The 17,785-nt window shown below is 67.5% G+C and carries 13 protein-coding genes; all 13 read left to right on the top strand.

All coding sequences use genetic code 11. The annotated features are described in order from the left end of the window. Window positions 1-257 precede the first annotated feature (257 nt). The 13 genes from C8K36_RS22345 (at window position 258) to fadD32 (ending at window position 17,751) form a co-directional block, all read left to right on the top strand. Window positions 258-2,003, top strand: coding sequence for a SpoIID/LytB domain-containing protein (locus C8K36_RS22345; protein ID WP_107987123.1), 1,746 nt, complete (start codon window positions 258-260; stop codon window positions 2,001-2,003). Window positions 2,004-2,157: 154 nt separating this feature from the next. Beyond that, a complete protein-coding gene (locus tag C8K36_RS22340; RefSeq protein WP_107987121.1) occupies window positions 2,158-2,916 on the top strand; it encodes a MerR family transcriptional regulator in 759 nt (252 codons plus the stop codon). Between the two features lie 82 nt (window positions 2,917-2,998). Next, window positions 2,999-4,228, top strand: a complete 1,230-nt coding sequence (glf, locus tag C8K36_RS22335; protein ID WP_107987119.1) for a UDP-galactopyranose mutase — start codon at window positions 2,999-3,001, stop codon at window positions 4,226-4,228. Beyond that, window positions 4,225-6,099: a glycosyltransferase gene (locus tag C8K36_RS22330; RefSeq protein WP_107987117.1), complete on the top strand. Its 1,875-nt coding sequence runs from the start codon at window positions 4,225-4,227 to the stop codon at window positions 6,097-6,099. Before glf ends, C8K36_RS22330 begins: the two co-directional genes overlap by 4 nt. Then, complete coding sequence (locus tag C8K36_RS22325; protein ID WP_107987115.1) at window positions 6,083-6,598, top strand: phosphatase PAP2 family protein; 516 nt, start codon at window positions 6,083-6,085, stop codon at window positions 6,596-6,598. The genes C8K36_RS22330 and C8K36_RS22325 overlap by 17 nt, the downstream gene beginning before the upstream one ends. Continuing rightward, complete coding sequence (locus C8K36_RS22320; RefSeq protein WP_107987113.1) at window positions 6,595-7,500, top strand: decaprenyl-phosphate phosphoribosyltransferase; 906 nt, start codon at window positions 6,595-6,597, stop codon at window positions 7,498-7,500. The genes C8K36_RS22325 and C8K36_RS22320 overlap by 4 nt, the downstream gene beginning before the upstream one ends. After that, entirely contained in the window at window positions 7,478-9,391 is a 1,914-nt protein-coding gene (zomB, locus tag C8K36_RS22315) for a flagellar motor control protein ZomB (RefSeq protein ID WP_107987111.1), read from the top strand. Before C8K36_RS22320 ends, zomB begins: the two co-directional genes overlap by 23 nt. Before the next feature lie 291 nt (window positions 9,392-9,682). After that, window positions 9,683-10,681, top strand: a complete 999-nt coding sequence (locus C8K36_RS22310) for an alpha/beta hydrolase (protein WP_107987109.1) — start codon at window positions 9,683-9,685, stop codon at window positions 10,679-10,681. 212 nt (window positions 10,682-10,893) lie between these two features. Next, entirely contained in the window at window positions 10,894-12,783 is a 1,890-nt protein-coding gene (locus C8K36_RS22305) for an alpha/beta hydrolase-fold protein (RefSeq protein WP_107987107.1), read from the top strand. Between the two features lie 115 nt (window positions 12,784-12,898). Continuing rightward, on the top strand, window positions 12,899-13,459 hold the full coding sequence (locus tag C8K36_RS22300; protein ID WP_107987105.1) for a DUF732 domain-containing protein: 561 nt from the start codon (window positions 12,899-12,901) through the stop codon (window positions 13,457-13,459). A 6-nt stretch (window positions 13,460-13,465) separates the two neighbouring features. Continuing rightward, window positions 13,466-14,452, top strand: a complete 987-nt coding sequence (locus C8K36_RS22295) for a cutinase family protein (protein ID WP_181319685.1) — start codon at window positions 13,466-13,468, stop codon at window positions 14,450-14,452. 163 nt (window positions 14,453-14,615) lie between these two features. Then, window positions 14,616-15,617, top strand: coding sequence for an LLM class F420-dependent oxidoreductase (locus C8K36_RS22290; protein ID WP_107987103.1), 1,002 nt, complete (start codon window positions 14,616-14,618; stop codon window positions 15,615-15,617). 238 nt (window positions 15,618-15,855) lie between these two features. Further along, window positions 15,856-17,751, top strand: a complete 1,896-nt coding sequence (gene fadD32 / locus C8K36_RS22285) for a long-chain-fatty-acid--AMP ligase FadD32 (protein ID WP_107987101.1) — start codon at window positions 15,856-15,858, stop codon at window positions 17,749-17,751. Window positions 17,752-17,785 lie beyond the last annotated feature (34 nt).

The following is a 17,785-nucleotide window of genomic DNA, read 5'->3' as shown; positions in this document are numbered from 1 at the left end:
ATCATCCGAGGATGTCTGCAACTTGTGATGCAGATGTTACCGCTGTGACTGCAGTTACTTCAGTGTCAGATGTTGCCAACAGCAGTCACAGTTGCCACACTAGTCGCAGAATCCTTAACGCTCAACCTTAGCTTGAGCCTTTTGGTGACTGTGCAGGTCGGGGGCCGCTGCGCTCCCGTTCCATCCCCGCCCCGGACCTCGCGCAGGCCCTGCACGGCCCATTTTCTTCCCGGACTCCAGTGATGAGGAGCGAGCCTATGGCGACCCCCCGCCTTCGCATTTCCGCAGATCGTGTGATGCGTCGCCGCCGCGTCGACGGCCGTCCGAGGCGGTCGCTCTCGCGGCTCGCCGCCTTCGGGTTGGCGCCGGCCCTGGTCGTCGGCGCCGCGGTCGGGTTGGCGGTCGCCGATCGCGGCGCGGATCCGGCAATCGCTCCCGCAGTCGCCGCCGAAACACCGATCACGTTGAGCGGCCACGGCTACGGACACGGGCGCGGCATGGGCCAGTACGGCGCCTACGGCTATGCGAAGAACTTCGGGTGGACGGCGGAACGCATCGTCGGTCACTACTACGGCAACACTCAACTGGGCCAGGTCGCCGACCCCTGGGTGGCGGTACGTCTTCTGGGCCGCGACGACAAGCGGCTCGACGTCTACTCGCAGGCCGGACTCAACGTTGCCGGTCGATACTTCGGGCCCAACTCGGCTGCACACGTCGTCCCGACGTCCGGCGGCGCCGACGTCACCGTCACCGACGGCTGCAACGGCCGCGAGATCTGGCGAGGCTCCACCAGCCATCCGTGGGTGGATCCGGTCAATCTCGGCGGGAATCGTCCGGCCAACGAGCATCTGCGACTGTGCGACGGCAACGTCCCCTTCCGCGGCGCGATGAACGCCACCCGCGACGGCAACGGCGCCTGGCGGACCGTCAATCGGGTGCTGATGGAGGACTATCTCTACGGTGTCGTGCCGGCCGAGTCGGTCCCGTCGTGGGCCGACTCCGGCGGCAAGGAGGCGTTGCGAGCCCAGGCGATCGCGGCACGCTCGTACGCCGCGGCCGAGCGCCGCTACGGGTATGCGCAGACCTGCGACACCCAGTCCTGCCAGGTGTACCGCGGATCGTCGAACGAGGACTGGCGGACCACCGAAGCAGTCCGCTCCACGACCGGAACCGTGCTGAAGCGCGGCAACCAGATCATGGCGGCCGAGTTCTCGTCGTCGTCAGGCGGATTCACCTCCGGCGGCGTCTTCCCGGCCGTGATCGACGAGGGCGACGCCGTGTCACCGAATCGCAATTGGACGCAGACCGTCACCGCCGGTGCCATCGCAAGAGGATATGGAGTGGGAGAGCTCATCTCCTTCGAGGTGATCGGCCGCAACAATCTCGGGGCCGACGGCGGCCGCGTGACCCGCGTCCGCGTCGTCGGAACGTCGCACACCGTGGAAGGGTCGGGCGACGAAGCGCGATGGAAGCTCGGACTCAAGTCCGACTGGTTCACCGTGGGAGGCGCCGGTGTGCCCGGACCGATCCCGGGTCTGCCCATCCCGCCGGGCTCGCTCGAGTCGCTCCCGCTGCCGCCGCTCCCCGAACTGTCGCCGGGTTCGCTGGAGTCGCTCCCGCTGCCTCCGTTGCCTCCGCTCGACCCGGGCTCGGTGGCGTCGCTCCCGCTGCCGCCGCTGCCCCCGCTTCCGCCGGGCTCGGCCGCACCGCTGCCGTTCGCCGCTGCGGCGGGTGACGCGATCGCCGAGCCCATCGCCGAGCCCATCGCCGCGCCCGCGGCGGGCGTCGTGGATGCCGAATCCCCGATCGACGTGAAGTACCGGGAACTCGGCGGACCGTCCGGAAACCTCGGCGAACCCACCGGGCCCGAGCTGATGCTCGTCGACGAGTCGGGCAAGTTCCGGACCTACGCCGGCGGCACGATCGTGTGGACGCCGACGCTCGGCACCCAGGTCGTCGATGCGAGCACCGTGGTGCAGCCGGTGCCGACGGAAGCCGGATAGCGCCGGACGGCACCGGACAGCACCGAATCGGGCAGGACCACCGCCATGCGCGGAGGTCCTGCCCGATTTGTTTTGTATCGCCGGGCGAATTCCGCTTGACCTTGACGCAGCGTCAACCTGCAGGCTGGGTGGACCGACACACCGAGGAGGCGACGTGAACCGGACCGGAGAGTGGTCGATCCAGCAACTCGCGCGGATCACCGGGACCACGAGTCGGACGCTGCGGCACTACGACAGTGTCGGACTGCTCACGCCCAGTCGCATCGGCGCGGGCGGCTACCGCCACTACGACCAGGCCGCGCTCGTGCGGCTGCAGCGGATCCTGTTGCTCCGCGAGCTGGGGCTGGGGCTGACCGCGATCGCGGAGGTCCTGGCCGGCGACGCGGACACCGAGTCCGCGCTCGCCGCCCACCTGGAGTTGCTCGAACAGGAGCGGGAACGGCTGCATCGCCGCATCGCGTCGGTACGCACCACGCTGGACAAGACGAGGAGAGGTGAGTCACTGATGGCCGAGGAGATGTTCGACGGATTCGATCACGCGCGCTACGAGGAGGAGGTGGTCGAGCGATGGGGGAGGGACGCCTACGACCGCGGCGACCGCTGGTGGCGCGGCCTGTCCGCCGCGGACAAGGAAGGCTTCCAGCAACGCGCGCTCGATATCGCGGCCGACTTCGGACGCGCTCACGCCGCGGGACTCGCGCCCGACGCACCCGAGGTGCGGGAGATCACTCGACGCCACTACGAGTGGGTCGTCGCGGGCTGGCAAGGACGCCGGCCCGGCGCCGACGCGTTCGCGGGGCTGGGCGAGATGTACGTGTCGGATCCACGGTTCGCCCAGAACTACGACCGGCACGGGGAGGGCACCGCGGAGTTCGTGCGGGACGCCATGCTGGCGATCGCGATGGACCTGTAGGCGCTGCGTGCCCCTGCGCCTTTTCGGTGGTTCGCGCTACCGGAAAGGCGCACAGGCGGCAGAGTCGCCTACCCTGTTTTCCGTGACTGCCCCCAGCACTGCCTCGAATGCGCCCCAGCCGTCCGCCGGTCAGTACGACCTCATCGTCGTCGGATCCGGATTCTTCGGTCTGACGATCGCCGAGAGGGCTGCGACGCAGCTCGGCAAGCGCGTGCTGGTCGTCGAGCGCCGGCACCACCTGGGAGGCAATGCGTACTCCGAGGCCGAGCCCGAGACCGGCATCGAGATCCACAAGTACGGCGCCCACCTGTTCCATACGTCGAACAAGCGGGTGTGGGATTACGTCACCCAGTTCACCGAGTTCACCAGCTACCAGCACCGCGTCTTCGCGATGCACAAGGGCCAGTCGTACCAGTTCCCGATGGGCCTGGGGCTGGTCTCCCAGTTCTTCGGCCGCTACTTCAGCCCGGAAGAGGCGAAGGCGCTCATCGCCGAGCAGTCCGCCGAGATCGAGTCCAAGGACGCGTCCAACCTCGAGGAGAAGGCGATCTCGCTGATCGGCCGGCCCCTGTACGAGGCGTTCGTCCGGGATTACACCGCCAAGCAGTGGCAGACCGATCCGAAGAACCTGCCCGCCGGGAACATCACCCGCCTGCCCGTCCGGTACACGTTCGACAACCGCTACTTCAACGACACGTACGAGGGTCTGCCCGTCGACGGCTACACCGCGTGGCTCGAGAACATGGCGAAGGACGACAAGATCGAGGTCCGGGTGAACACGGACTGGTTCGATGTGCGCGACGACATCCGCGCCGCGAACCCCGACGCGCCCGTCGTGTACACCGGCCCGCTGGACCGCTACTTCGACTACGCCGAGGGCGAGCTGGGCTGGCGCACCCTCGACTTCGAGACCGAGGTGCTGCCGACCGGCGACTTCCAGGGAACCCCGGTCATGAACTACAACGACGCCGACGTGCCGTTCACCCGCATCCACGAGTTCCGTCATTTCCACCCGGAGCGGGAGTACCCCAAGGACAAGACGGTCGTCATGCGCGAGTTCTCCCGCTTCGCGGAGAGCGACGACGAGCCGTACTACCCGATCAACACGCCCGAGGACCGGGCCAAGCTCGAGGCCTACCGGGCGCGCGCCAAGGCCGAGGCCGCAGACTCGAAGGTGCTCTTCGGCGGGCGTCTCGGCACCTACCAGTACCTCGACATGCACATGGCGATCGCCAGCGCGCTGTCGATGTTCGACAACACACTGCGCCCGCATCTCGAGTCGGGCGAGGCGCTCGCCGGGGACCTCGCGTGACGGCGTTGCTCCAGCGGATCCTGCTGCCCCGTGCCGGTGAGCCGCTCGACGTCCGCAGCCTCTACACCGAGGAGTCGGCCACCAACGCGCGCCGCGCGCACGCGACGTCGCGCACGTCGGTGTCGATCGGCGCCGAGTCCGAGGTCTCGTTCTGCAGCTACTTCAATGCCTTCCCGGCCAGCTACTGGCGTCGGTGGAGCGTCCTCGAATCGGTCCTGCTGCGGCTCGAGCTGAAGGGGCACGGCCGTGTCGACGTCTACCGCTCCAAGGCCGATGGGTCGCGAATCCACGTCGAGGGCAAGGAGTTCCGCGAGGGGGCTCTCGAGTTCGAGATCGATCTCGGGCCCTTCGAGGACGGCGGCTGGCTCTGGTTCGACATCACTACCGACACAGACGTCGAGCTGCTGAGCGCAGGCTGGCACGCGCCGATCGACGCTCCCGGTGAGGCGAATGTCGCGGTCGGTATCCCCACGTTCAACCGGCCCACCGACTGCGTCAAGGCGCTGACGGCGCTCGCGTCGGATCCGCTGGTGATGGACGTCGTGAAGAACGTCATCATCCCCGATCAGGGCACCCGCAAGGTCCGCGACGAGCCCGGCTTCGAAGAGGCCGCCGCCGCGCTGGGCGACAAGCTGACCATCCACGACCAGGGCAACCTCGGTGGCTCCGGCGGCTACAGCCGGATCATGTACGAGGCGCTGAAGACCTTCCAGGCGAGCGACGCGACGCGGAAGAGCGACGCAGCCTGTGACTTCATCCTCTTCATGGACGACGACATCGAGATCGAGCCCGACTCGATCCTGCGTGCACTCGCGATGTCCCGGTTCGCGAAGAGCCCGATGCTCGTCGGCGGTCAGATGCTCAACCTGCAGGACCGCAGTCACCTGCACGTGATGGGTGAGGTGATCAGGCGGGACAACTTCATGTGGACCGCGGCGCCGCACGTCGAGTACGACCACGACTTCTCCAAGAAGCCGCTGCGCGAGTCGAAGCTGCTGCATCGCCGCATCGACGTCGACTACAACGGCTGGTGGATGTGCATGATCCCGCGGCAGGTCGCCGAGGAGATCGGGCAGCCGCTGCCGCTGTTCATCAAGTGGGACGACGCCGAATACGGTCTGCGGGCCAAGGACGCCGGCTACCCGACGGTGACCATGCCGGGCGCGGCAATCTGGCACATGGCGTGGAGCGACAAGGACGACGCCATCGACTGGCAGGCGTACTTCCACCTCCGCAACCGCCTGGTCGTCGCGGCGCTGCACATGCCGGGCAACGGTTCCGGGCTGGTTCTCGACACCGTCAAGGCCACCGTGAAGCACCTGCTGTGCCTCGAGTACTCGACGGTTGCGATCCAGAACCTGGCGATCCAGGACTTCCTGGCCGGCCCCGAGCACGTCGCCGAGTTGCTGCCCACCGCGCTGGGTACCGTCCATGCGCTGCGCAAGGAGTACCCCGACGCCGTCGTGCTGCCGTCGTCGACGAGCCTGCCGCTCCCGTCCCGCGAGGACGTGGGCGCCGTCAGCCTCCCGACCAACAAGGTCGCCGTCGCGACTCGGCTGGTCAAGGGACTGGTCCACAACGTCAAGAAGGCGAAGCCCGCGCACCACGATCAGCCGCAGCTCAACGTCCCGACGCTCGACGCCCGCTGGTTCCTGCTCTCGCAGGTCGACGGTGTCACCGTCACCACCGCGGACGGCCGCGGCGTCGTGTACCGCAAGCGGGACCCGCGGATCGCTGCCCGACTGTTCAAGGAGTCACTGCGCCTGCGCCGCGAACTCGCGGAGCGTTTCCCGGAACTCAAGCGCGAGTACAAGGCAGCCGTGCCTGAACTGACCAGCAAGGAGAGGTGGGAACGTGTCTTCGGCATCTGAGGTCCGGATCCTGCAGACCGTGCAGGCCACGATCGGGTCCAAGCCCCAGGTGGTCCGCGCGGCACGGGGGCTGTCGCACTTCGGTGAGCACGCGCTCGGCTGGGTCGCTGTCGCCGGGGTCGGCGCCGCGCTGGACAAGCCGCGCCGACGCCGCTGGGCAGGCGTCGCGGTGGGCGCGGTGGGCGCTCACGCCGCGTCGATCGTCATCAAGCGTGTCATCCGCCGTCCCCGCCCGAACGACCCGTCCGTACAGGTCAACGTCTCGACGCCGAGCAAACTGAGCTTCCCGTCGTCGCACGCCACCTCCACCACGGCGGCGGCAGTGCTGCTCGGACGGCTCACCGGGCTACCCTTGCCTGCGGTACTGGTCCCGCCGATGCTGCTCTCACGTCTCGTTCTCGGAGTGCACTACCCGACCGACGTGCTCGCAGGATCGGCACTCGGCGCCGTGTCCGCCGCCGCTGTGCTGCGGGCCGAGCAGAAGTTTGGAGTCAAATGAGCGAGGAGCCGGCAGTCGTTACCGGGCCCCCCAAGACCCTGGCCGGCGGCATCGTCAAGGCCGTCCGTCCGCGGCAGTGGGTCAAGAACGTTCTCGTCCTCGCCGCACCGCTCGCGGCAGGGTCGGTCACCGAAACCGATGTGCTGCTTCCCGTCGCGCTCGCGTTCGTCGTGTTCTGCATGGCCGCGTCGGGCATCTATCTCGTCAACGACGCGATGGACGTCGAGGCCGACCGCGCGCACCCGACCAAGCGATTCCGGCCCATCGCGGCCGGCGTGCTGCCGGTCAACATTGCATACGCGATGGCGGTCGTCCTGCTCGCGGGCGCGATCGTGCTGTCGTTCGCCGCGAACTGGCAGTTGGCCGTCGTCATGGCCGTGTACATCGCGATCCAGCTGGCGTACTGCTTCGGGCTCAAGCACCAGGCCGTCCTCGACATCTGCATCGTCTCGTCGGGCTTCCTGCTGCGCGCGATCGCCGGTGGCGTGGCCGCCGAAATTCCGCTGTCGCAGTGGTTCCTGCTGATCATGGCGTTCGGTTCGCTGTTCATGGCGGCCGGCAAGCGCTACGCCGAGCTGCAGTTGGCGGAGCGCACCGGTGCGAAGATCCGCAAGTCGTTGCAGTACTACACCGGCACCTACCTGCGCTTCGTGTGGACGCTGTCCGCGACCGCGGTCGTGATCTGCTACGGCCTGTGGGCGTTCGAACAGGACCGCGCCAACGACACCAACTGGTTCGCCATCTCGATGGTGCCCTTCACGATCGCCATCCTCCGGTACGCGGTGGATGTCGACGGTGGCGAGGCCGGCGAACCGGAAGAGATTGCACTGGGTGACCGGGTGCTCCAGTTCCTCGCGATTGCCTGGATCGGAGTAGTAGGTGTCGCTGTCTACCTCGTCTGAGCCGACTTCTGCCGCCGACGAGACCGACACCGAGCCGCGCCCCCTGGGGGAGTGGATCTCGCGTGCGGTCTTCGTCGGCGGTGTCGCGCTGACAGCTCTCCTCTTCGCGTGGGGAGCGTGGCAGCGACGGTGGATCGCCGACGACGGGCTGATCGTGCTGCGCACGGTCCGCAACCTGCTTGCCGGCAACGGCCCCGTCTTCAACGCGGGCGAACGGGTGGAGGCCAACACCAGCACGCTGTGGACGTACCTCGTCTACACATTCGGCTGGATCACCCAGGCCCGGCTCGAGTACGTCGTGCTCGGTATCGCTCTCGTGCTCTCGACTGCTGCGATCGTGCTCGCGATGATCACCGCGAAGCGGTTGTACGCGGCGCGGATCTCGGCGTCGGGCAGCACGGTGCTGCTTCCCGCGGGCGCGCTGGTCTACATCGCGGTGGCCCCGGCGCGCGACTTCGCGACCTCCGGGCTGGAAACCTGCCTGGTCCTCTTCTGGATCGCGCTGCTGGCGCTGCTGCTGCTGCGGTGGGCGCAGTCGACCGCGCCGTCGACCGCGTCGATCCTCGTCCTGGCCTTCGTCGCGGGACTGGGTCCGCTCGTGCGGCCCGAAATGGCATTGCTGGGTGCCGCTGCGCTGCTGATGCTGGTGCTGGCGGCCGGAATCGGCTGGCGCACCAGGGTCGGCGTCGTCGCTGCCGCCGGCGCGGTTCCCGTGGGGTACCAGATCTTCCGCATGGGCTATTACGGGCTGCCCTACCCCAACACCGCGGTGACGAAGGAAGCCGGCGGCTCGGAGTGGGGCCAGGGCTTCGACTACCTGCAGAATCTGGTCGACCCCTACAAGTTGTGGGTCCCGGTCCTGCTCCTCGTCGTCGCGGCCGTCGTCCTCTGGCGAGTGCGCGGTGCGACTCCGTCCGGTGCGCCCGCCGTCGCCGAGGCCTCGCGCGTGCTCCGATTCCGGATCTGGCTCCGCAGTCCGGCTGCCGTGGTCGTGTTCGTCCTCGGCAGCGGAATCGTCTCGGCCGTGTACTCGATTCGGGTCGGCGGCGACTTCATGCACGGCCGCACGCTGTTGCCTGCGCTGTTCTGTCTGATGCTGCCCGTCGCCGTGGTGCCGGTCCGGTTCCCGGCCCGCCGCGACCGGGGAGACCGCCGCGCGACGATCGTCAGCGCCGTCTCCCTCGCGGCCTGGGTGAGTGTCGTCGGGTGGGCGCTGTGGGCAGCGGGATCGGCCGGCATGCCGAACGGCACCGTCGTCGGACGGAACGGCATCGTCGACGAGCGAGCCTTCTACTCCCTCGAAACCGGTCACGCACACCCCATTCGCGCCGAGGACTACCTCGACTTCCCGCGGGTGCGGTCCATCGCGGAGTCGATCTCCGCCACCCCGAACGGCGGCGTCGTCATCTCCGCGGGTGCGCACGACTTCATGTACGTCGTCCCGCCCCCGGGCCAGGCGCCGGAAGGCGGTGTCGGCCATACCGTCTTCTTCCCGATGCTGGGTATGGCCTCGATGAACACCTCACTGGACGTCCGGGTGCTCGACAACATCGGGTTGGCGAACCCGATTGCCGCGCACACCGATCGGCTCACCGACGGCCGCATCGGCCACGACAAGGACCTGGCGCCCGACTGGGTGGTGGCCGACGCCGGCATGGTGGGACTGCACCCCTGGATTCCACCGTTCATGGACGAGCGCTGGGTGGCCGACGCCCGCACGGCCCTGACGTGTCCGGCGACGCAGGACCTGCTCGCCTCGTACCGTTCCGAGTTGACGTGGGCGAGGTTCAAGCAGAATCTGCGTCGCTCGTTCGAGTTCGCGGATTACCGGATCGACCGCGTTCCGGCGTACGAGATCCAGCGCTGCGGACTCGGTGTTCCGCAGTCCTGATCGTCGGGCGCGACGCGCCTGACGACCGCGGAATTGTCTCTTTTGTGTAACGCAGATTTGCCCGGATTCGATGACCACCCCGTGGCGAGAAGAGCGCAGCAGGTGTCCGCGTTGTCATTTCGAGGGCATTTGTCTATGTGCACGCTGTGACATAAAGTCCTCCGAGCGCAGTGTGACCTGAAACAGGATCGTTATCTCCCGCAAGGGCGTTGCGGCCTCGTTCCCCAACGGAATCCGGTCGGCCCGCTTCCGAGCGGCGCCGCAGGCGAAGACGAGAAGAGAGCAGTATCCATGCGTTTTGATCGACAGAGGCTTACCCGGCGCCTCAAGCAGCGACTGCTCGGCGTTTCCGCCGTCGCGCTGGTGCTGCCGGTGGTCGCCGGAGTCGTCGGTACCTCGGTCGCCTCGGCCGCGCCAGCCGCGCACCGCGCGCCGGCAGGCGGCTACGAGGAAGTCTTCGTCGACTCGAGCATGGGCCCGATCAAGGTCCAGATCCAGTGGGCTGCACGCGGCGGCGACGCGGCGCTCTATCTGCTCGACGGCCTGCGGGCACGCGACGACGCCAACGCCTGGACGTTCGAGACCAACGCGCTCGACCAGTACCGCCTCGACAACCTCACCCTGGTGATGCCGGTCGGTGGCCAGTCGAGCTTCTACACGGACTGGTACGCGCCCAGTAACTTCAACGGTCAGAAGGTCACGTACAAGTGGGAGACGTTCCTGACCAAGGAACTCCCCGCCTACCTCGAGAGCCGCGGCGTCTCGCGCACCAACAACGGCGTCCTCGGACTGTCGATGGGTGGCTCGGCTGCCCTGACTCTCGCCGCCTACCACCGCGACCAGTTCAAGTTCGCCGGCTCGTTCTCGGGCTACCTGCACATCTCGGCACCCGGCATGCGTGAGGCCATCCGCATCGCGATGCTCGACGCCGGTCGCTTCAACGTCGACTCCATGTGGGGACCGCCGTGGAGCCCGAGCTGGCTGCGCAACGACCCGTTCGTCTTCGCGCCCAAGCTCGAGGGCCTGTCGATGTACATCTCCGCCTCCAGCGGCCTCCCGGGTAAGTACGACAACCCGAAGAAGGCGATCGACTACTACAACGCCGCGAACGCGATGGGCCTGGAAGCGTTGTCGCTGGTCAACACCCGCGCCTTCCAGCTCAAGCTCGCCTCGCTGAAGATTCCTGCGACTTACAGCTTCCCGGCCAACGGCACCCACGCGTGGGGCTACTGGTCCGACGAGCTGTGGAAGGCCCGCGGCCAGATCCTCAACACGCTGAACGCGTGGTGACCCACATGATGTGACGTGAGCCGCCTTCCCCACACCGCGTGTGCGGGGAGGGCGTCCTGCGTTCGGGCGCAGTTGTCTTCGCCCGGCCTGTTTCGAAAAATTTCACTTACCGCCCAGCGAGGCAACCCCGGATCGCCGCTTCTGCCATGTAGTAAGGAAGCGACGTTCTCGGCCCCGAGGTGCGCCCGCCACGACGAAGGAGAGTTGTCTCGATGCGATCAGGTCTCGAGCGGTCGTCGCGCCGCGCCGGCACCGAAGGTAGGTGGCGCAGGAGGGCGCTCGGCGTCGCCGCAGCCGCGCTCGTCATGCCGCTCGCGGCAGGCCTGACTTCGGTCGGAACCGCCGGTGCACAGTCCCTCGGCACGCCCGGAGGTAACTCGACTGTTCAGTCGGGGCCCGCGGGAACCATCAGCCAGGTCGATTGGCTCACCGATCGCCGCGTCGCGGTGTGGGTGAACTCGCCGTCGATGGGTATTCCGATCCAGGTTCAGCTGCTGCTGGCACGGGACTGGAACGCCAAGCCCGACGCGAAGTTCCCCGTCGTCTACATGCTCGACGGCATGCGCGCGCGTGACGACGAGAACGGCTGGACGATCGAGACGGACGCCGAGGCGTTCTACGCGGACAAGAACGTCAACGTGGTCATGCCGATCGGCGGCCAGTCCAGCTTCTACGCCGACTGGCTCGACCAGAACAACGGACAGAACTACAAGTGGGAGACCTTCCTCACCAAGGAACTCCCGCCGATCCTCGAGAGCCAGTGGCGGACCACGCAGACGCGTGGCGCCGTCGGCCTGTCGATGGGCGGCACGTCCGCGATGATGCTGGCGGCGCGTAACCCGGGCTTCTTCAAGTTCGCGGGTTCGCTGTCGGGCATCCTCACGACCACCACGCTCGGTATGCCGCAGGCCATCTCGTACGCGATGAGCGACGCGGGCGGCTACGACGCCGACGCCATGTGGGGTAACCCCACCAACGACGCGTGGGCTGCGCACGATCCGTACCTGCTGGCCGACAAGCTCAAGGGCGTGAGCCTCTACATCTCGAGCGGCAGCGGCACCACGGGCCCGTACGATCAGCCGTCGGGCATCCCGGGCATCAGCACCAACTACGCGGGTATGGGTCTCGAGATCCTGTCCCGCCTCACGTCGCAGACGTTCACCACCAAGCTGCGCAAGCTCAACATCCCGGCCACGGTCAACTACCGTCCGTCGGGTACGCACTCGTGGCCGTACTGGGAGTTCGAGCTGCACCAGCTGTGGCCGCAGCTCGCCACCGCGCTCGGTGTCGAGGCTGACAAGCCGGGCTGTGGCGTGGGCGGCGCGATTGCGCCGGTCGCCAACGGCAACAAGTGGATCGGCGACTGCCTCACCGGCGAGTACCCGGTCGCCGGCGGTGTCGCGCAGGACTACCGCTTCGGTCGCATCTTCTTCTCCGGCGGCACCGGTGCACACGCCGTCGCGGGTCGTGTCGGTGGCGCCTACCAGGGCGCGAACGGTCCGGCCGGCGTGCTGGGGTTCCCCACCACAGGTGAGCTCGGAACGCCCGACGGCCGTGGTCGGTTCAACCACTTCCAGAAGGGCTCGGTCTACTGGACCGGTCAGACCGGCGCCCACGCGGTGAGTGGCCCGATCAAGGACGAGTGGGTCAAGCAGGGTTGGGAGACGGGGCCGCTCGGCTACCCGAACGCAGACCAGACCAAGCTGCAGGGCAAGGACGGCCTGGCCCAGGGCTTCGAGATCGGCACGATGTACTGGAGCCAGCCGACCGGCGCGCAGGCAGTTCGCGGTCTGATCATGAAGAAGTACGGCGAACTGGGTTGGGAGAACGGCTGGCTCGGCCTTCCGGTCACCAGCGAGGTTCCCGTCAAGGATCGCGGCGCGTTCAACCGCTTCCAGAACGGCAACATCTACTGGAGCCCCGCGAGCGGTGCCTGGTCGGTGAAGAACGGCCCGATCTTCGACGCCTGGGCTTCGGTGGGCTACGAGAACGGCCGTCTCGGCTACCCGATCGGCGATCAGATCGACGTCCCGGGTGGCACACAGCAGAACTTCCAGCACGGTGTGATCAGCATCAAGGACGGTAAGACGAACATCGGCTGACGATGGTCTGACCACGCGCGGGGCGGTGACCGGATCGAACGATCCGGGCACCGCCCCGCGTCATATGTAGCCTGTTTCAAGACATCGTTTCGACACAGCAAACTCGAGGACTGACATGTCGCACTTCTCCCGTACCCGTTCCGCGCTCGCCCGCACCGTCGCGGTGAGCGCGCTGGCACTCGCGGCCGGTGGGCTCCTGGTCGCCTGTGGCGACGACGATTCGTCGGCTACGGGGAATCCGACGACCACGTCCGCCGCCGCGTCCACCACGACCAAGGCGCCCACCGCCAAGACGGGCGACACGGCGAAGGCGCCCGCGCCGTCGTCGGGTGGTGCGGGCGAGGTCGCCAGCGAGCCCGTCGAGCAGCAGCAGTCGGTCCCGAGCGGCTTCCCGGGCCCCACCGCGGTGCCGATCGATTCCCGCGGTCAGGGGTTCCTCGATGCGCTGAAGAAGGAGGGCATCACGCCCGCCAGCGACGGTCTCATCGCCGTGTCGACCGCCGACTACATCTGCGCCGCCAAGGAGCAGGGCAGCTCGAACGAGGAGATCTCCACGTTCGTCACCGCCGCCGTCGGCAGTGAAGCCACCGCCGCAGGCCAGGAGCTTTCGCCCGAGCAGGCCGGCAAGAACGCCGCGGTCTACATCCGGGTCGCTCAGGCCGAGTACTGCCGGTAGTCGCGCGTGAGTGTGAGCGGCCGCGGAACGCGGAAGTCCGGGAAGAACCGAGGGCGTAGGCGCTTCGGATTCGTCGCTGTCGTTGCGACGATCCTGGTGCTCGTCGTCCTGGCAGTCTGGTACCTGCTGGCCGGGCGGGTGCCCGAGTCGACGCCACCGACGCCACCGGGGCCGACACCACCGAGCGCGCAGCCGGCGGATTGCCCGGACGTCCAGGTGGTCTCCGTGCCCGGGACGTGGGAGTCGAACGCCGCGGACGATCCGTACAGTCCCACGGCCAATCCCGCGTCGCTCATGCTCAACGTCACCAGGCCGCTGCAGGAGCGTTTCTCGCCGGAGCGTGCCGACGTCTACACCGTCCCGTACGTCGCGCAGTTCTCCAACCCGATCGCGCTGCCGCCGGACGGTCAGGAGTCGTACAACAACTCGCGGGCGGCCGGCACCGCGGCGACGATCGACCTCATCGAGCGTCGGCACACGGAGTGCCCGCTCACGACGTATCTGCTGACCGGTTTCTCGCAGGGCGCGGTGATCGCCGGCGATGTCGCGGCGAGGATCGGCGCGGGCGACGGCCCGGTGCCGGCGGACCTGGTGCTGGGCGTCGGCGTCATCGCCGACGGCCGGCGCGATCCGGCTGCCGCACCGACCATCGGTCCGTCGGTCGGCGGCGTCGGTGCCGAACTGTCGCTGGCGGGGCTGAAGCTGCCGGGGATCACGATGACGGGCGTGCGCCCGGGCGGATTCGGGGCGCTCGCCGATCGCACGGTTCAGATCTGTGCGCCCAGCGACGGGATCTGTGACGCGCCGGCAGACGCTCTGAAGGTCGGAAACTGGCTCAGCAGCGCGTCGCGCCTGACCGAGTACTACAACAATCCTGTACACGCGATGTACAACTCGTTCGTCGTCGACGGGAACGGAACCACCGCGACGCAGTGGATGGCGAACTGGGCTGCCGACAAGATCGACGAGGCGCCCACTCCCGCGCACGAGTGACGCGCGTGATCCAGTCGTCCGAACCGACTCCTCGAGGGACCTACGAGCGGTAATGTCCGTCCTCGCGACCCGATCACGGGTTACGGGGGTGGGTCCCTATGCTTGGTGGGTTGTGCCTGTACAGGCCGCCAGGCCGCCAGCGTGAACGAGGAAGAAGGCTTTGATGGGTTCCACCGACGTCTCGGACGTCCGCGTGCCGCGCAGGTTTCGGTTCGCGGCCGGCGGCGAGGGTAATGCCGAAGAGGGTGGTGCTCGTCGATTCGTCAAGCTCGCGCAGAAGGCCGAGGAACTCGGCTACGACAGCTTCATGATCCCGGACCACCTGGGCAATCAGGTGGGACCGATCGCGGCGCTGGGCGCACTCGCGGTGGCCACGGACAAGATCCGGCTGGGAACGGCCGTCCTCGCGAACGGCTTCCGGCATCCCGCGGTGCTCGCGAAGGACGCGGCGACCATCGACGTCCTCTCGGGCGGCCGTCTCGAACTCGGTGTCGGCGCCGGATGGATGAAGGAAGAGTTCGACAAGGGCGGCATCGACTACGAGCGCCCCGGTGTCCGAATTGCGAAACTCGAAGAGTCGCTGCAGATTCTCGACACGCTGCTGCGCGGTCAGGAATGCAACTTCGAGGGCGAGCACTACCGGATCAGCGGGCTCAAGGGCAGTCCGCGACCGCGGCAGGGCCCGCGCCCGCCGATCGCGGTCGGCGCCGGCGGACCCAAGATGCTGGCGCTCGCGGCCAAGTACGCGGACATCATCTCGGTGGCCACGCCGACCAGCAAGGACGGACGACTCCTGCTGTCGGGCATCACGATGGAGAAGACCATCGAGCGGGTCGAGCGCATCCGCGACGCGGCCGGCGACCGGTTCGACGACATCGAACTCAACTGGACCATCACGATGATCCTCGTCACTGACGACCGTGAGCAGGCGGCCGAGATGGCACTGGCTGCACTCGACCAGGGTTTTCCGCCGAACGTCGAGGTAGACGTCAAACTCTCGGTCGAAGAGATCTTGAATTCGCCCTACGTGGCCATCGGGTCGTACGAGGAGATCGCGGATCAGATCCGTAACGTACGGGAGAAGACGTCGATGTCATATGTGGGCGTCTTTCCGACTCAGATGGAAGCATTCGCGCCGGTGATCCCATTGCTCCGAGGCGAGTAGACAGATGCGCATCTGTAACATGTTGCTGGTTTCGAGTCGATGGACCGACTCGTAGGCGTGTCGTCTACGTCCCGAAAGTTGCCAGTAGCTACAAAGGATGAGGGTAGCTATGAGCAACGATCAGAAGCAGGCCAGGACCGACGAAACAGAGAACGAACGATGAATCCGCGCGGCGAAGGAAGTCTGGGGCGCAACCATGTCGGTTGATGGTTGTGTGATCGCTTCGACAGGAGAAGGAATGAACGCGATGTTCGACGACTACCTCGACGAACACGGCCACATCCGGCTCATACCGGGGCACACGCTCATCGACTACGTCGACGAGCACACCCGCAACAACGCGGGCGATCTGGTGTACCGCTATGTCGATTACTCGCGAGAGCGTGACGGCGAGGCCCAGGAGTTGACGTGGGGGCAGTTCGGTCTGCGTCTTCGCGCGGTCGCGGCCCGGCTCCAGCAGGTCACCGAGTACGGCGACCGCGTCGCGATCCTCGCTCCGCAGGGCCTCGACTACGTCACTTCCTTCTTCGCCGCCATCCACGCCGGCCGTATCGCGGTTCCGCTGTTCGATCCGGACGAGCCGGGCCACACCGACCGTCTGCACGCCGTGCTCGGCGACTGCGAGCCGTCCGCGATCCTCACCTCGACATCGTCGGCGGCCGGGGTGCGTCAGTTCTTCCGTTCGCTGCCCGCCGCGAAGCGTCCCCGCATCATCGCGGTCGACGCGATCCCGGACAGCGTCGGCGACACGTGGGTTCGTCCCGCGATCGGCCTCGACGACATCGCGTACCTGCAGTACACGTCGGGCTCCACCCGGACTCCCGCGGGCGTCGAGATCACGCACCGCGGTGTCGCCACCAACGTGCTGCAGATGGTCGACTCCCTCGGGCTCAGCGAGCACTCGCGCGGCGTCACGTGGCTGCCGCTCTACCACGACATGGGTCTGCTGACGGTGATCCTGCCCGCACTGGGCGGGCAGTACATCACGATCATGAGCCCGCGCGCGTTCGTGGCGCGTCCGTACCGCTGGATCAAGGAGCTCGCGGCGATCGCCGACGGCGCCGGCACATATGCGGCCGCCCCCAACTTCGCCTTCGAGCACGCTGCGGTCCGCGGTCTGCCGAAGGAAGGCGAGCACCTCGACCTGAGCAACGTCATCGGCCTGATCAACGGCAGCGAGCCGGTCACGGTGTCGTCGATGCGTAAGTTCAACGAGGCATTCGCGCCGTACGGCCTGCCCAAGACGGCGATCAAGCCGTCGTACGGCATGGCGGAGGCCACGCTGTTCGTCTCGACCACGCATCCGTCGGACGAGGCCAAGGTCATGTACGTCGACCGCGACCAGCTCAACGCCGGGCGCATGGTCCAGGTCGACCAGGACGCGCCGGGCGCCGTCGCCCAGGTGGCCTGTGGCGCCATCGCGCGCAGCCAGTGGGCGACGATCGTCGATCCGGACACCGCGTCGGAGCGTCCCGACGGGTATGTCGGTGAGATCTGGCTGCACGGCGACAACATCGGCCAGGGCTACTGGGGTCGCGAGCGCGAGACCGCCGAGACGTTCCACAACAAGCTCCTCGAGCGGTTGCCGGAGAGCTCGCACGCCGAGGGCGCGCCGGACGACGGCAACTGGCTGCGCACCGGCGACTACGGCGTTTTCGTCGACGGCGAGCTGTACATCACCGGTCGCGTCAAGGACCTGGTGATCGTCGACGGCCGCAACCACTACCCGCAGGACCTCGAGTACTCGGCCCAGGAAGCCAGCGCCGCGCTGCGCCCCGGCTTCGTCGCCGCGTTCGCTGTCCCGGCGAACCAGCTGCCGCCGCAGGTGTTCGAGAACTCGCACTCCGGACTGGTGTTCGACCAGGACGACGCGTCCGAGCAGCTGGTCATCGTCGCGGAGCGCGCGCCGGGTGCCGGCAAGGCCGATCCTCAGCCGATCGCCGACAACGTCCGTGCGGCCATCTCGTCGCGTCACGGCGTCACCGCCCGCGACGTCCTGCTGGTTCCTGCCGGTTCGATTCCCCGTACGTCCAGTGGCAAGCTGGCCCGCCGTGCGTGCAAGGCGGCATACGTCGAGGGGACGCTGCGCGGCGGTCACGTCCAGACCGCTTTCCCCGATAGCGTTTCCGACTAGTCCCTTCCTGACGGATAGCTTGGTGATTTGATGG

The organism is Rhodococcus sp. OK519 (assembly GCF_003051005.1).
Taxonomy (GTDB): domain Bacteria; phylum Actinomycetota; class Actinomycetes; order Mycobacteriales; family Mycobacteriaceae; genus Prescottella.
This window is presented reverse-complemented; position numbering and strand designations above follow the sequence as displayed.

What these genes read in the sequence shown, in the direction of transcription:
- C8K36_RS22320 (WP_107987113.1), top strand. Translation starts at nt 6,595, where the DNA reads ATGAGCGAGGAGCCGGCAGTCGTTACCGGGCCCCCCAAGACCCTGGCC.
- C8K36_RS22305 (WP_107987107.1), top strand. Translation starts at nt 10,894, where the DNA reads ATGCGATCAGGTCTCGAGCGGTCGTCGCGCCGCGCCGGCACCGAAGGT.
- C8K36_RS22345 (WP_107987123.1), top strand. Translation starts at nt 258, where the DNA reads ATGGCGACCCCCCGCCTTCGCATTTCCGCAGATCGTGTGATGCGTCGC.
- C8K36_RS22300 (WP_107987105.1), top strand. Translation starts at nt 12,899, where the DNA reads ATGTCGCACTTCTCCCGTACCCGTTCCGCGCTCGCCCGCACCGTCGCG.
- fadD32 (WP_107987101.1), top strand. Translation starts at nt 15,856, where the DNA reads ATGAACGCGATGTTCGACGACTACCTCGACGAACACGGCCACATCCGG.
- C8K36_RS22290 (WP_107987103.1), top strand. Translation starts at nt 14,616, where the DNA reads ATGGGTTCCACCGACGTCTCGGACGTCCGCGTGCCGCGCAGGTTTCGG.
- C8K36_RS22310 (WP_107987109.1), top strand. Translation starts at nt 9,683, where the DNA reads ATGCGTTTTGATCGACAGAGGCTTACCCGGCGCCTCAAGCAGCGACTG.